This is a genomic window from Kitasatospora sp. NPDC059747, from assembly GCF_042732955.1.
Classification (GTDB): domain Bacteria; phylum Actinomycetota; class Actinomycetes; order Streptomycetales; family Streptomycetaceae; genus Kitasatospora.
Genome location: NZ_JBHWGV010000043.1, coordinates 26,550 through 39,421 on the forward strand (window position 1 = coordinate 26,550; position 12,872 = coordinate 39,421).

A 12,872-nucleotide genomic window follows, 5' to 3' on the forward strand; every position below is an offset into this window, starting at 1 on the left:
GACCAGGGATCTCGGTCAGGAACCACGGCCAGGAACCACGGCCAAGGATCACGGCCAGGTCCTTCGGCGGCCGAAGTCGTCGCGGGTCGGGAGACCGCTGCCGGTCTCCCGATCCGCTGCCACTCCCCGTGACATCAGGGCAAATACCACCAAATCGCCCATTTGTTGATCCAAGCACATGAATGCGTGAATTTCGCCGACGCGCCGCCGACATGCCCGGACCCGCCCGGCGAACGTCGTACACAGGGGCTCCCGTCACTTCCAACCCGGGAGCCCCGATGACCATCTCCCCCGCCAAGCTCTCCGACCCCACCGTGCGCGCCTTCGTCGCCGCGATCAACGCGAACGACCGCGCCGCCTTCCTCGCCACCCTCACCCCGGACGCCACCATGTCCGACGACGGCTCCGACCGCGACCTGATGCAGTGGATCGACCGGGAGATCTTCGAGCCGAACGGACACATGGACGTGCGGACCGAGTCGAACGACGGCCACGCCCTCGTCGCCGACTTCACCAACGCGACCTGGGGCGAGATGCGCACGGCCTGGCGGTTCACCGTCCAGGGCGGGAAGATCAGCCGCTTCGAGACCGGCCAGGCCTGAGCGGCACCGGCCGGGCCCGGGCGCCGCCGGCCGGACCCGAGCGCCGGCCGGCCCGCTACCCGTCGAGCCCCAGGCACCCGCGCACGGCGCGGATGAGGTTGCGCGAGCGGATATCCCCGGTCACGCCCGGCTGCATCCCGTTGGTGACGTAACCGAAACCGAGCCCGAGATCCGGGTCGGCGAAGCCCAGCGAGCCGCCCCGGCCCGGGTGCCCGAAGCTCGCCCGGGACGCCATCGGCGCCGTCGGGCCGTGCCGCCAGAAGCCCAGGCCGAACGTGGAGTTGACGATCAGCACCCGGTCCGGGCCGCTCACCGCCGGGCCGACCGCCCGGGCCAGCACCTGCGGCCCGAGCAGCGGAGCGAGCGTGCCGCCCGAGCCGTCGTGCCGGTCCGCCGCCCCGACCAGGGCCGCGTAGAACCGGGCCAGCGAACGGGCCGTCCCGATACCGCCGGCCCCGGGGATCTCGGCGGCCTGCACCGCCGGGTCGTTGAGGTCCACTCCCGGACGCACCGAGGCGAACGAGCGGGCGGTCAGCGAGGACGGGTCCTGGTAGGCGTCCCGGACGGACTGCTTGGGCCGCAGCCGCAGCCCGCTCGGCCCGGTCCTGGCCGCCTCGGGGGCGGGCAGGTCCACCAGCCGGCCGACACGCGGCGCCGCGCCGGCCGGCAGCCCGATCCACAGGTCCAGGCCGAGCGGCCGGGCGATCTCCTCGGCGAAGTACCGGCCCACGGTGCGCCCGCTCGCCCGCCGCACCACCTCGCCGACCAGCCAGCCGAAGGTGTACGGGTGGTAGCCGTGCGCGGTGCCGGGCTCCCAGGCGGGCTCCTGCGCGGCCACCGCCGCGGCCGCCCGCTCCCAGGTCAGCACGTCCTCCAGGCGCAGCGGCACGTCCAGCGCGGGCACCCCGGCCTGGTGCGAGAGCAGCCAGCTCACCGGCACCCCGCCCTTGCCGGCCGCCGCGAACTCGGGCCAGTAGGAGGCCACCGGCGCGTCCAGGTCGAGCTCGCCCCGCTCGGCGAGCAGGAGGGCGGTGGTCGCGGTCAGGCCCTTGGTGACCGAGCGCAGCACCTGCGCGGTGTCCGCCGTCCAGGCGACGGCGGGCGCGGGCCGGCCGCCGACCTCGGGCCGGGCGTCGCCGCCCCACAGGTCGACCACCTTGCGGCCGCGCACGTACAGCGCGAAGGCGGCGCCGAGCTCGCCGTAGTCGCGGAAGTTCCGCGCGAAGGCCTCCCGCACCGGCTCGAAGCCCTCGGCCGTCTCGCCCCAGATCTCCGTCATCGCGCGCCGTCCTCAGCTCGTCCGGCCCGATCGGGCCCGACCGCACCTGTCCGTGCATGCCTCTGCACGTGTCCGAATGTGTTCGCGCCCGCGTTCGAACCGGGCCCGGAAACCCTAACCTGTCCGTCATGACCAACCCTGCCGCAGTGAACCCCGCCGAAGAGCTGCTGGACGTCGTCGACGAGCACGACCGGGTGATCGGAACCGCGGTGCGCGGGGAGGTGTACCGGCGGGGCCTGACCCACCGGTGCGTCTTCATCCTGGTCCGCGACCCGGCCGGGCGGATCTTCGTCCACCGGCGCACCGACACCAAGCTCTTCGCCCCGGGCGCGTACGACATGTTCGTCGGCGGCGTCGTCGGCTCCGGCGAGACGTACGGCGAGGCGGCCGTCCGCGAGGCCGAGGAGGAACTGGGCGTGAGCGGCATCGCCCCGCGCCCGCTGTTCAAGTTCCTCTTCCGGCAGGACCACCTGTCCTGGTGGTGCGACATGTACGAGGCCGAGTGGGACGGCCCGGTCTCCCCGCAGGAGTCCGAGGTCGCCTGGCACGACTGGCTGACCCCCGCCGAACTCGACGCGCGCCTCGCCCGCGACGACTTCGTCCCCGACGGCCGCGAGGCCTACCGCCGCTACCTGGACTTCCGCGCCGCATAGGGCCCGTTGCGCCCGCCGGATAAGGTGGCGCGCATGGCCTCCCGTACGCCGTCGCCGACGGCCGCCCGCACCGGACGGACCGCCGGCCCGGACCGGACCCCGGCGCCCGCCGCGCCCGCCGCGGCGGGCGAGCGCCCGCGCCGCCGGCTGAGCGTCGACGAGCGGCGCGAGCAGCTGATCGCCGTCGCACTGGAGCTCTTCAGCGTGCGCCCGCCGGAGGAGGTGTCGATCGACGACATCGCCGCCGCCGCGGGCGCCTCCCGGCCGCTGGTCTACCACTACTTCCCCGGCAAGCAGGCGCTGTACGAGGAGTCGCTGCGCCGGGCCGGGCGCGAGCTCGCCGGACGCTTCGAGGAACCCCCCGAGGGGCCGCTGTCCGAACGCCTCTTTCGTGTGATGGGGCGCTACCTGGACTTCGTCCAGAGCCACGGACCCGGCTTCGCGGCGCTGCTGCGCGGCGGCTCGGTGGCCGCCAGCGCGGGCACCTCGGCGGTGATCGACGAGGTCCGGCGGGCCGCCCACGACCAGATCCTCGGCCACCTCGCCATCCCCGACCCGAGCCCCGGGCTGCGGCTGACCGTCCGCGCCTGGATCGCCAACGCGGAGATCACCTCGCTCGAATGGCTGGCCGAGCGCTCGGTGCCGCTGGAGGAGCTGCAGCTGCACCTGGTGCAGGAGTTCGTCGCCGCGCTGGTCCTCACCGCCGCCCGGGAACCGGCCCTCGGCGCCGAGCTCGCGTCGTTCCTCGCCGACGAACGGCCGGACGGGCCGACCGGGCGCCTCGTGCACGACCTCGCCGGACTGCTCGCCGTGCCCGGGATCACCGAGGCGCTCGGGGCGCTCGCCGCTCCGCCCGCTCAGCCCGTCGCCGACGGGCCGTCGGCGCAGGCCACGGAGTAGCCGGCCCCGGCTTGGCCGGTGGTCCGCAGGACGGCCGCCGGTTCTGCCCCGACGGTGGGCTCTGATAGGAATGACCACGGCCGGGAACAGCCGCGGACCCCGGCGGCATGCCACCGGGCGCGCGCCCGGACCACCCGGACACCGACCGCGGACGCACCAGAGCGGGGGGCTCAACAGTTGACCCAGGACGGCCAGTTCGACAGCCAGTTCGGCGGCCGGTTCGACGACCGGTCCACCGCGGAGGCCAACCCCTTCGCCGCCGCGGAGCAGGTCAGCGCGACCCTCTCCACCCTCACCGACGCCCTCCTCGACGGACGCACCTCCCGTCACCCGGTGGCCTGGGGGGGGGCGGGGGGGGGCGGCGGTGGGGCCCGGCGGGGGCCCCAGCCCCCCCGAGCGCATATAGGGGGAGGCGCGGGGGCGGCGGTCCCGGCCCCCCCCCCACCCACACCCCCCCGCCCCGCCGGCCCCCCCCCCCCCCCCCGCGGGGGGGGCCCCCCCCCCGGGGGCGGGCGCCCCGCGGGTCGTCGGAGCGGCACCCGGCCGCCGAGGAACTGTTCGGCCTGCCGCTGGCGCCCAACGGACCGGTGCACGCCGCCGTCGACCGGCTCGGCACCGTCGTCACCGCCGGAACGGCCCGCCCCGGCACCGGCGCGCCGGTCGCGGAACGGGCCGTCACCGCGCTCCTCGCCCGCTACGGCGGCGGCGCGGTGCGCGGCACGACCGCCGACCGCGGCACCGCCTCCGCCGCGCTCTTCCAGCTGCCCGTCACCGGCGAGATCGCCGACCCCAAGCTGCGCCCGCCGTTCGCGCCCGCGCTGGCGGCGCTGGCGGGCGGTCAGCAGACCCGACTGCCCGTCGAGCTGGCCACCGGCGCCGGCACCGAGGTCCGCCTGGTCGTCCCGCCCGGCTTCCACCCCGTGACCTCCCCCGACGGCCCCGCGGGCGTCTCGTCCCGCGCGGTGCCGCCGCTGGGCGCGACGCCGGACGGAACGCCGGACGGAGCGGCCGGCCACGGCGCCGACCGGGCCGTCGCCGCGGCCGTCGACGGGCTGACCGGACACCTGGCCGAGGTCGCCGAGGAACTGTTCAGCGCCACCGGCCCCGGCCCGCGCCGCGACTTCGCCGTCATCACGGCCGCCCTCGCCGACGTGGTCCACGCCGCGGGCGCCGTCTACGCGGGCGTCTGCGCCCTGGAGGCGGACGGCCGCACCACCGAGGCCACCCTGGTCGTCTCGCTCGCCCGGCACCCGCTGCCGATCACGGCGCTCGCCACCGAACTCGCCACCGTCCGCCGGCACGCCGAGGTGTGGACGGTCCTGCTGCCGGCCGGGCCGGCCGCCGTCCTGGTCGAGGGCCGGACGGTGCCCGTGCCCGGGGCGCTGGCCGCCGACGGGCAGCGACGCTGGGTGGTCACCTCGGTCGTCGAGGCGTTCGTCCCGCTGCCGGACGGTGCGTCGGTGCTCTGCGTCCAGCTCTCCACGGCGCAGCCGGAGGACTGGGACCTGTACACGGAGGCGTTCGCGGAGCTGCTGAATAGCGTCCAGTTCGGGTGGGACGGCACGCCGGGCGTGCCCGCGCCCGTACCCCTGCCTCTGCCTCTGCCTCTGCCCGCCGAACGGGAGGCGGCCGTGCCTCTGGACCACAACCCGTTCGCCGCGCTCGCCGACGCGACGGCCGTGCCCGCGGCCGAGGACGACCCCGCGCTGCGGGGCACCCCGGTGGCCGTGCCCCCGCCGGACTTCAACCCCTTCGCGGCGATCGCCGACGCGACGGACCGGAACGAGCAGGGCGAGAACGAGCCTGCCGAGGAACGCGAGGCGGAACGCGAGGAGAACGAGCCGGACGGCGACCCGGCCCTCCGCGGCACGCCCGTCCGGGTGCCCCCGCCGGACTTCAACCCCTTCGCCCCGGAAACCCTCCCGCCCCTCCCGGGCGAGGCCCCGGACGGCACCCGCTCCGGCGCCGACACCCCGGCCACGCCCCCGATGCCGGAGGCCCGGCCGTTCGGCTGAGCCGACGGCGGCGGGCAGACGGCGGCGAGCAGACGGATGACAACTGACAACTAACAGATTTCAGATTTCGTTCGCTGAAATCTGTTAGTTGTCATCTGTTCGCTGTCACCTGTCCGCCGTCGCCCGTCAGCCCCCGCCCGACCGCCGGGCGATCACCGCGCCGATCCCGTCGAGCATGCGCGCCACCCCGAACGCGAACAGCGCGTCCAGGCTCATGTCGATCTCCGGCCCCCGGTTCAGCGCGTCGAACATCGGGAACCGCTCCGGGTCCGCCATCAGCTGGTCCCGCTCCTCGCCGTCCTGGCGGTCCATCCACTCGTCCGCGGACATCCCGCTGTCCTGGACGGCCTGCGCCTCCCGCTCGAAGTGCACCGCCAGCCCGCACACGAAGGCCGCCAGCGTGACCGACGCCTGGGCCATCTCCTCGACGCCCAGCCCCAGTCCGGCGAGCGCGGCCAACGTGCGCTCGGTGTGCACGGCCGCGTCCGGCGCCAGCACCGGCCGGGTGAACGACATCGTGCCCGCCAGCCACGGGTGCCGCCGGTAGATCCGCCACTGCAACCGGGCGACCGTCTCCAGCGCCTCCCGCCACCCCGCCGGCAGCGGATCGGGCAGCGGCTCCTCGCCGAAGACCCGGTCCGTCATGAGCCTCAACAGCTCGTCCTTGCCCGGCACATGGCGGTAGAGCGACATCGTCGCCACACCGAGGTCGGTCGCGATGCGCCGCATCGACAGCGCCGCGATCCCCTCCTCGTCCGCCACCCGCACGGCCGTCGTGACGATCCGCTCCCGGGACAGCTCCCGGTCTCCACCCCGCTCCGCGACCCGGTCCCCACCCCGCGCCGCCCGCCGCGCAACAGCCGTCCCCGAAGGTCCGGTCGAGCCGCCCGGAGCCGCGGGGGCGGCCGACGGACCAGCAGCAACAGGAGCCCCCGCCACCACCGTCCCGACCCCGGGCACCGCCCGGACCAGCCCTTCCTCCCGCAGCCGGCTCAGCACCTTGGTGGCCGTGGCCATCGCGACCCCCCACTCCCGGGTGATCGCCCTGGTGGACGGCACGCGCTCCCCGGGCGCCAACTCCCCCGAGGCGATCCGCCGTCGGAGCTCCGCCAGGATCCGCCCCGACGGCGTCCCGTCCTCCGCCATGCCCAACTCCTCAGCCCCACAGCACCGAAACGAACGATCGGACCCCGACCGACCCGAGCCGGATCAGCCCGCGCGCCGCGCCAGGTGCACCACGTCCGGCACTCCCCGGGAGACGGGGACCTCGTGCGAAGCGACGTCCGAGAACCCCGCCGCCCGCAGCGCCTCGTCGAACGCCGCCGAGGGCTGGGCGCTCCAGACCGCCAGCACCCCGCCCGGCCGGAGCCGGTGCCACAGCACCGCGAGCCCGTCGGCCCCGTACAGGGGCGCGTTGCCGTCGGTGACGGTCCAGTCCGGCCCGTTGTCGATGTCGAGGCACAGCGCGTCGTACCGCTCGCCGTCGGCGGCGGCGAGGTACTCCAGCAGGTCGGTGTGGAGCACCTCGACCCGCTCGTCCTCCAGCGCGCCGCCGGAGAAGGCGCCGAGCGGCCCGGTCCGGTGCCAGTCGATGATCGCGGTCTCGCGCTCGACGATCGCGATCCGCCCCCAGCGCGGCTCGGCGACCGCGTAGGCGAGCGAGAAGCCGACGCCGAGCCCGCCGATCAGCACGGACGGCCGCCCGGCGGCTCCGCCCGCGCGGTCGAGCTCGTCGAGCGCGGCCTGGATCAGCAGCCGCTCCGAGCGGCCGTCGGCGGTGTCCATCAGGAAGCAGCCGTTGGCGATGATCTCGAAGTCCGGCCCGCGCCGGCGCAGCACCACCTCGCCGAACGGACCCTCGCGCCGGTCGAGCGTGACCACGGCGTCGCGGTCGTTCCGTTCGGGCAGTGCGGTCGGCATGCGCGTTCCTCGGCGGACTCGGGTGCGGGACGGTCCCGCAGGACCACTACCCGCCCGACAATACCCAAGGTCGTCACCGTGCCAGCAGCCGTTTTCCTCAGGTCGTGAGCAGCACTCCGGCGTACGAGACCCCCGCGACCATCACCCAGGAGCCGAGGCCGAGCAGGGCGATCCGCCCGCCGGTGCGGACCATGGTCGGCAGGTGGACGGCGCTGCCGAGACCGAACAACGCGGCGGCGAGCAGCAGCTCCTGGGCGTCCCCGGCCACGGTCAGCGCCCGCTCGGGCAGCACTCCGGTGGTCCGCAGGACGATCATCGCGAGGAAGCCCGCGACGAACAGCGGGACGATCGGCGGCCGGGTGTCGCTTTTGACCGACTCTTTAGCAGTTGGTCCAGCAATGTTCTCTTTGTTCCACCGCTGCCTGCGCCGCACCGCGACCGCGACCCCGGCGACCAGCGGCGCCAGCAGCACCACCCGCATCAGCTTGACCAGGACGGCCTCGCGCAGCGCTCCGGGCCCGCCGGTCTGCGCGGTGGCGACGACCTGCCCGACGTCGTGCACGCTCGCGCCGACCCAGCGCCCGAACTCCACCTCGCCGAGCCCGAGCGGGTGCTGGAGCAGCGGCAGCACGGCGATCGCGAGCGTGCCGCACAGCGTCACGAGCGCGACCGAGGCGGCGACGTCCTCCTCGTCACTGCCGGAGGCCTGGCTGACCGCGCCGATCGCCGAGGCGCCGCAGATCGAGTAGCCGGTGGCGATCAGCAGTGGCTGGTCCCCCGGCAGCCCGAGCCTGCGCCCGAGCCACAGCGTGCCGCCGAAGGTGGCCGCGACGACGGTGATCACCATGGCGACGGTGGCCCAGCCGAGGCCGAGCACGTCGCCGAGGCTGAGCTTGAGGCCGAGCAGCACGATCCCGAGCCGCATCAGCCGCTTGCCGGCCGTGGACAGGCCGGGCCGCGCCACGCCGCGCACGACCGGGCGCAGCCCGGGCAGGTGGGCCGCCGCCATGCCGAGCACGACGGCGGCGGTGAGCTTGGGCACGGCCGGCACGGCCGCGTGGACGGCGAGCGCGGCGCCGACGCCCACGGCCGCGAGGAGCAGGCCGGGGGCGTCGCCGCCGAGCGGGGGGAGGGAGCGGGTGCGGGTGCGGGTGGTCCGCTCCCGGGTGGTCCGCTCCCGGAGGGTCAGCGCCACGCCACGCTCACCGCTGCCCGTCGGCGGGCAGCCGGTAGACGCGCCGGATGCTGGTGCCGAGGCGCGAGACGTCGGCGCCGTACACGTGGATGGAGATGGCGGTGGTGCTGCACGCGTTGCGCACGAGGTGGATGTCACCGGGCGGGGCGAAGGCGGCGACGGTGCCGGCCGGTCCGGCCACGTGCTCGGTCTCGACGAGCCGGGCGGTGCGGCCGTCGGAGATGAGCCGGTAGCGGATCTCGCTCTCCTGCCCCTGGTGGACGCCGGCGACGCACCAGGAGACGTGGTCGTGGATCGGGGTCTGCTGGCCGGGCAGCCAGACGAGCGCGACGACGGAGAAACTGCCGTCCTCCTCGGCGTGCACGACGTGCTGCCGGTAGCGGGCGGGGTCGGCCTCGCACTGGGCGGGGGTGAGCAGGGCGCCGGGGCCGTCGGGGTCGGCCGACAGGTGGGGGGCGAGGCGTTCGCCGACCAGGTACGCCGTGAGCTCCGGCGGCAGGCCGCGGTCGACGACGGCGCGGATCTCGCCGATGAGGGCGTTCATCCGCTCGGTGAGACGGTCGCTGTCGACCGTGGCTGGGGCTGTCATGCCAGCAGGTTCGGCCAAGCGGACCTATCACGTCCAACGAGGGATCGTAAGCGGTATTCCAACATGCGCTTATAAGTCCGCAGGCGATCTTCCCCCCGATGGCGAACCCGGGAACCCGTCCCCACCAGCCGACGGCCGGCAGTGCACCGGGACCGGGCTCAGCACCCCACCCGGCTCGCGGCCGCCTGCCGCAGGTGGTCCAACACCAGCGCGGTGGCCGGGATCCGCCGGTGCTCGCGCAGCACGTACGCGCTCACGTGCCGCCGCAGGTGCGGCTCGACGGCCCGCCCGGTGACCTTGCGGTGGCACATGAAGGAGAGCACGAGGGCCGGCATCAGCGCGATCCCGACGCCGGCCGCGACGAGGCTCTGCACCGCGAGGTTGTCGTCCGTCGAGAAGACGATGTCCGGAGCGAAGCCCTCCTCCGCGCACACGTGCAGCAGGTTCGCCCGGCAGCGCGGACACCCGGCGATCCACCGCTCGCGGTCGAGGTCGACGAGCCGCACGGCATGCCGGCGCCCGAGCGGGTGCCCGACCGGCAGCAGCACCGTGAGCAGGTCCTCCATCAGCGGAATCTCGTCCAGCCCCTCCGGCACGTCGGCCGGGGCGCCGGGGTAGCGGAAGGCCAACGCGATGTCGCACTCCCCCCGCAGCAGCCGCTGGACGGAGTCCGGCGGCTCGGCCTCCAGGAGCTCGACCCGCACGCCCGGGTGCTCGTCGAGCAGTCGCGCCATCGCCTGCGGTATCAGGGTCGCGTTGGCGCTCGGGAACGCGCAGACCCGCACGCGCCCGGTGCGCAGCCGGGCGAGCGCGGCGAGCTGCTGCTGGGCGGCGGAGAGGCTACCGAGGATCACCTCGGCGTGCCGGGAGAGCGCCTCGCCGGCCTCGGTGAGGCGCAGTCCGCGTCCGGCGCGGGTGAACAGGGGGACGCCGACGGTGCGTTCGAGCGCCTTCATCTGCTGGGTGATGGCGGGCTGGGTGTAGCCGAGTTCGCGGGCCGCCGCCGAGTAGGACCCGGCCCTGACCACCTCGTGGAACGTCCTGATGTGCCGCGAGTCGAACACCGGCTCCATGGCCCCTCCGCCCGGTCGTCTGCCTCCAGCCTCCGCAATCATAAGAGGAAATTGGAGGTTCCGGGCCTGACCCCGAGCACACCTATGGTTCAGTCGCGAACCAACCGCCACACCGGCACGGCGGACCCACCCCGGCGCGACCGCTCCACCACCCCTGGCCGCCGCCCCGCGCCACCCGCGTCACCCGCGTCACCCGCCTCACTGCTGCGCCGACGGCGGCAGCCCCAGCGCCACCCCCGCCTTCGCCACCGGCGCCCCGCCCCGCACGCTCGGGCTGCGCCGGCTGCGCCGCTCGACCCACCGGGCGAGCCAGGAGAGCAGCAGGCACATCCCGATGTAGATCGGCGCGATCACGATCACCACGGGGATGAACGGGAGGTCGTAGTCGAGGTTGGTGGCGATCAGCTTGCCCGCGTGCAGGAACTCCTCGTAGGTGATGAGGAAGCCGAGCGAGGTGTCCTTGAGCGCGACCACCAGCTGGCTGATGATCGCCGGCAGCATCGCCCGGTTGGCCTGCGGCACCAGCACGTAGGTCATCACCTGGGTCTTGCGCAGCCCGAGCGCGTACGCCGCCTCCCGCTGCCCCTTCGGCACGGCGAGCACGCCGGCGCGGAACACCTCGGCCAGCACCGAGCCGTTGTACAGCACCAGCCCGGCCACCAGCGCCCAGAGCGGCTGCACCTTCAGCGCGACGAAGACGAAGAAGATCATCACCAGCAGCGGCATGGCCCGGAAGAACTCGACCACCAGCGTGGAGAACCAGCGCACCACCCGGTGGTCCGACAGCCGCCCGGCCGCGAACAGCGCCCCGAACGGCAGCGCGAACAGCACCGTCCAGCCGAACGCCTGCAGCGTGTTGCCGAGCCCGCGCAGCAGGAGGTCCTGGACGCCGCGGTACTCGAACGGCTCCCACTTCGCGTACGTGAACTGGTGGGTGTGGAACAGCATGTAGACGACCCACGCGATCAGCCCCGCGATCAGCACCAGCGCGACCACGCCGTACGTCCGGTGCCGGGCGAGCGCCTTCGGGCCGGGGATGTCGTACAGCGCCGAGGATTCAACGGTCATCGCGACACCGCCAGTCGTCGTTCGAGCAGGTTGAAGACGGCACTGATGGCCAGGGTGATGATCAGGTAGCCGACGGCGATCCAGACGAACGTCCAGACGATGCTGTAGCCCAGCTCGTTGATGGTCCGGTAGGTGCCCAGCAGCTCGGTGACGCTGAAGGAACCGGCGATCGCCGTGTTCTTCGCCAGCGCGATCAGCACGCTGCCGATCGGCGCGACCACCGAGCGATAGGCCTGCGGCAGCACCACGAGCCCCATCGTCTGCCCGAAGGTCATGCCCAGGCTGCGCGCCGCCTCGCCCTGACCGAGCGGCACGGTGTTGACGCCCGAGCGCATCGCCTCGCAGACGAACGCCGAGGTGTAGCAGCCGAGCGCGAGCACCGCGAACGTGTAGAAGGGCAGCGTGATGTCGAACCGCGGCAGGCCCAGCACCACGATGAAGAACAGCAGGGTCAGCGGGGTGTTGCGCAGGATCGTCACCCACGCCGTGCCGAAGATCCGCAGCGGCTTCACCGGCGAGACCCGGAAGCTCGCGATCAGCACGCCCAGCACCAGCGACAGCACGGCGCTCACCGCGAACAGCGAGAGCGTGCCGAGGAACCCGTCCCAGTAGGTCGACCAGTTGTCGGTCAGCGTTTTCACGGCGCGGCCCCTCTCAGTACCGGTCGATCTGCGGCGGGGTCGGCGCGGGCTCCCCGGAGAGGCCGAGGGTCGCGTCGAACGCCTTCTTCCAGTCGCCGTTCTGCTCGTGCTGGGCCAGGGCGTCGTCCAGCGCGTACCGCAGCACGGTGTCGTTCTTCGGTGTCCCGATCCCGTACGGCTCCGTCGAGAACAGCGGTCCGACGACCTTGAGCTCGTCCGGCACCTTCGCCGCGTAGCCCAGCAGGATCGCGTTGTCCGTGGTCACGGTGTCGACCTGGCCGGTGATCAGGTTGTCCACGCAGGCCGAGTAGGTGTCGTAGCCGATCAGCTTCGCCTTCGGGTACTTCGACTGGATCCGCTGGTACGGGGTCGAGCCCGCCGCCGAGCACACCTTCTTGCCGTCCAGGTCCTGCGGGCCGTGGATGCTGTTGTCGTTCTTGCGCACCAGCAGCGACTGCCCGGCGACGAAGTACGGGCCGGCGAAGCCGACCAGCTTCTTGCGGTTGTCGTTGATGGTGTAGGTGCCGACGTAGTAGTCCACCTGGCCGTTCTGCAGCGCGGTCTCGCGGTTGGCCGAGGCGATGGTCTTGAACTGGATCCGGTCCGGCGCGAACCCGAGCGAGGCCCCGACCATCTTGGCGATCTCGATGTCGAAGCCCGAGTACACACCGGTGGCCGGGTTCTTCTGCCCCAGGTACGGCTGGTCCTCCTTGGCACCGACCACCAGGTGGCCGCGGCCGCGGGCCGCGTTCAGGGTGGGCGAGCCGGTGATCGCGGCGGCGTCCTGCACCTGGTAGCTGGGCAGGGCGCTGGGCTGCGGGCCCTTGGGCGGCGGGGTGCCGGCCTTGCCGCAGCCCGCCACCAGCACGGCGAGCACCAACGCGGCGGCGGCCCCGCCCTTCGTCGCCCCGGCCCTCTCCGTCCCGGCCCTCTCCGT

Annotated in this window: 14 protein-coding genes; 4 read left to right on the forward strand and 10 right to left on the reverse strand. The window is 74.0% G+C overall.

The window, feature by feature from the left end; all coding sequences use genetic code 11:
• The first annotated feature begins 278 nt into the window (after window positions 1-278).
• The gene (locus ACFV4G_RS20165) at window positions 279-602 is read left to right on the forward strand and encodes a nuclear transport factor 2 family protein (protein ID WP_380442165.1); all 324 of its coding nucleotides are present in this window, start codon (window positions 279-281) and stop codon (window positions 600-602) included.
• A 55-nt stretch (window positions 603-657) separates the two neighbouring features.
• Here the strand turns inward: ACFV4G_RS20165 and ACFV4G_RS20170 are convergent, their stop codons facing one another.
• Window positions 658-1,881, reverse strand: coding sequence for a serine hydrolase domain-containing protein (locus ACFV4G_RS20170; protein ID WP_380442167.1), 1,224 nt, complete (start codon window positions 1,879-1,881; stop codon window positions 658-660).
• 128 nt (window positions 1,882-2,009) lie between these two features.
• On the opposite strand from ACFV4G_RS20170, the gene ACFV4G_RS20175 reads away from it, so the two are divergent.
• Both ACFV4G_RS20175 and ACFV4G_RS20180 read left to right on the forward strand, forming a co-directional pair.
• Entirely contained in the window at window positions 2,010-2,534 is a 525-nt protein-coding gene (locus ACFV4G_RS20175; RefSeq protein WP_380442169.1) for an NUDIX hydrolase, read from the forward strand.
• Window positions 2,535-2,567: 33 nt separating this feature from the next.
• Window positions 2,568-3,434, forward strand: a complete 867-nt coding sequence (locus ACFV4G_RS20180; protein ID WP_380442171.1) for a TetR/AcrR family transcriptional regulator — start codon at window positions 2,568-2,570, stop codon at window positions 3,432-3,434.
• 170 nt (window positions 3,435-3,604) lie between these two features.
• Here the strand turns inward: ACFV4G_RS20180 and ACFV4G_RS20185 are convergent, their stop codons facing one another.
• Window positions 3,605-3,730: a hypothetical protein gene (locus tag ACFV4G_RS20185; RefSeq protein WP_380442173.1), complete on the reverse strand. Its 126-nt coding sequence runs from the start codon at window positions 3,728-3,730 to the stop codon at window positions 3,605-3,607.
• 291 nt (window positions 3,731-4,021) lie between these two features.
• Here ACFV4G_RS20185 and ACFV4G_RS20190 point away from each other — a divergent pair, with 291 nt between their 5' ends.
• A complete protein-coding gene (locus ACFV4G_RS20190) occupies window positions 4,022-5,449 on the forward strand; it encodes a hypothetical protein (RefSeq protein WP_380442175.1) in 1,428 nt (475 codons plus the stop codon).
• Window positions 5,450-5,575: 126 nt separating this feature from the next.
• On the opposite strand, the gene ACFV4G_RS20195 is transcribed toward ACFV4G_RS20190, so the two are convergent.
• From ACFV4G_RS20195 to ACFV4G_RS20230, 8 genes are all read right to left on the reverse strand, one after another.
• Complete coding sequence (locus tag ACFV4G_RS20195) at window positions 5,576-6,595, reverse strand: TetR/AcrR family transcriptional regulator C-terminal domain-containing protein (RefSeq protein ID WP_380442177.1); 1,020 nt, start codon at window positions 6,593-6,595, stop codon at window positions 5,576-5,578.
• Window positions 6,596-6,658: 63 nt separating this feature from the next.
• A complete protein-coding gene (locus ACFV4G_RS20200) occupies window positions 6,659-7,369 on the reverse strand; it encodes a spermidine synthase (protein ID WP_380442179.1) in 711 nt (236 codons plus the stop codon).
• A 97-nt stretch (window positions 7,370-7,466) separates the two neighbouring features.
• Window positions 7,467-8,564, reverse strand: coding sequence for a YeiH family protein (locus ACFV4G_RS20205; protein ID WP_380442180.1), 1,098 nt, complete (start codon window positions 8,562-8,564; stop codon window positions 7,467-7,469).
• Between the two features lie 7 nt (window positions 8,565-8,571).
• A complete protein-coding gene (locus tag ACFV4G_RS20210) occupies window positions 8,572-9,153 on the reverse strand; it encodes a cysteine dioxygenase (protein WP_380442182.1) in 582 nt (193 codons plus the stop codon).
• Window positions 9,154-9,311: 158 nt separating this feature from the next.
• On the reverse strand, window positions 9,312-10,217 hold the full coding sequence (locus ACFV4G_RS20215; RefSeq protein WP_380442229.1) for a LysR family transcriptional regulator: 906 nt from the start codon (window positions 10,215-10,217) through the stop codon (window positions 9,312-9,314).
• Window positions 10,218-10,424: 207 nt separating this feature from the next.
• Window positions 10,425-11,294, reverse strand: coding sequence for an amino acid ABC transporter permease (locus tag ACFV4G_RS20220; protein WP_380442184.1), 870 nt, complete (start codon window positions 11,292-11,294; stop codon window positions 10,425-10,427).
• Entirely contained in the window at window positions 11,291-11,935 is a 645-nt protein-coding gene (locus ACFV4G_RS20225; protein ID WP_380442186.1) for an amino acid ABC transporter permease, read from the reverse strand. The genes ACFV4G_RS20220 and ACFV4G_RS20225 overlap by 4 nt, the downstream gene beginning before the upstream one ends.
• Before the next feature lie 13 nt (window positions 11,936-11,948).
• Window positions 11,949-12,815: a glutamate ABC transporter substrate-binding protein gene (locus ACFV4G_RS20230; RefSeq protein ID WP_380442231.1), complete on the reverse strand. Its 867-nt coding sequence runs from the start codon at window positions 12,813-12,815 to the stop codon at window positions 11,949-11,951.
• Between the last annotated feature and the right edge of the window lie 57 nt (window positions 12,816-12,872).

Bases quoted from the DNA above. Each gene is read 5' to 3' on its own strand.
- ACFV4G_RS20220 (WP_380442184.1), bottom strand. From the start codon at position 11,294: ATGACCGTTGAATCCTCGGCGCTGTACGACATCCCCGGCCCGAAGGCG.
- ACFV4G_RS20165 (WP_380442165.1), top strand. From the start codon at position 279: ATGACCATCTCCCCCGCCAAGCTCTCCGACCCCACCGTGCGCGCCTTC.
- ACFV4G_RS20200 (WP_380442179.1), bottom strand. From the start codon at position 7,369: ATGCCGACCGCACTGCCCGAACGGAACGACCGCGACGCCGTGGTCACG.
- ACFV4G_RS20180 (WP_380442171.1), top strand. From the start codon at position 2,568: ATGGCCTCCCGTACGCCGTCGCCGACGGCCGCCCGCACCGGACGGACC.
- ACFV4G_RS20195 (WP_380442177.1), bottom strand. From the start codon at position 6,595: ATGGCGGAGGACGGGACGCCGTCGGGGCGGATCCTGGCGGAGCTCCGA.
- ACFV4G_RS20170 (WP_380442167.1), bottom strand. From the start codon at position 1,881: ATGACGGAGATCTGGGGCGAGACGGCCGAGGGCTTCGAGCCGGTGCGG.
- ACFV4G_RS20210 (WP_380442182.1), bottom strand. From the start codon at position 9,153: ATGACAGCCCCAGCCACGGTCGACAGCGACCGTCTCACCGAGCGGATG.
- ACFV4G_RS20175 (WP_380442169.1), top strand. From the start codon at position 2,010: ATGACCAACCCTGCCGCAGTGAACCCCGCCGAAGAGCTGCTGGACGTC.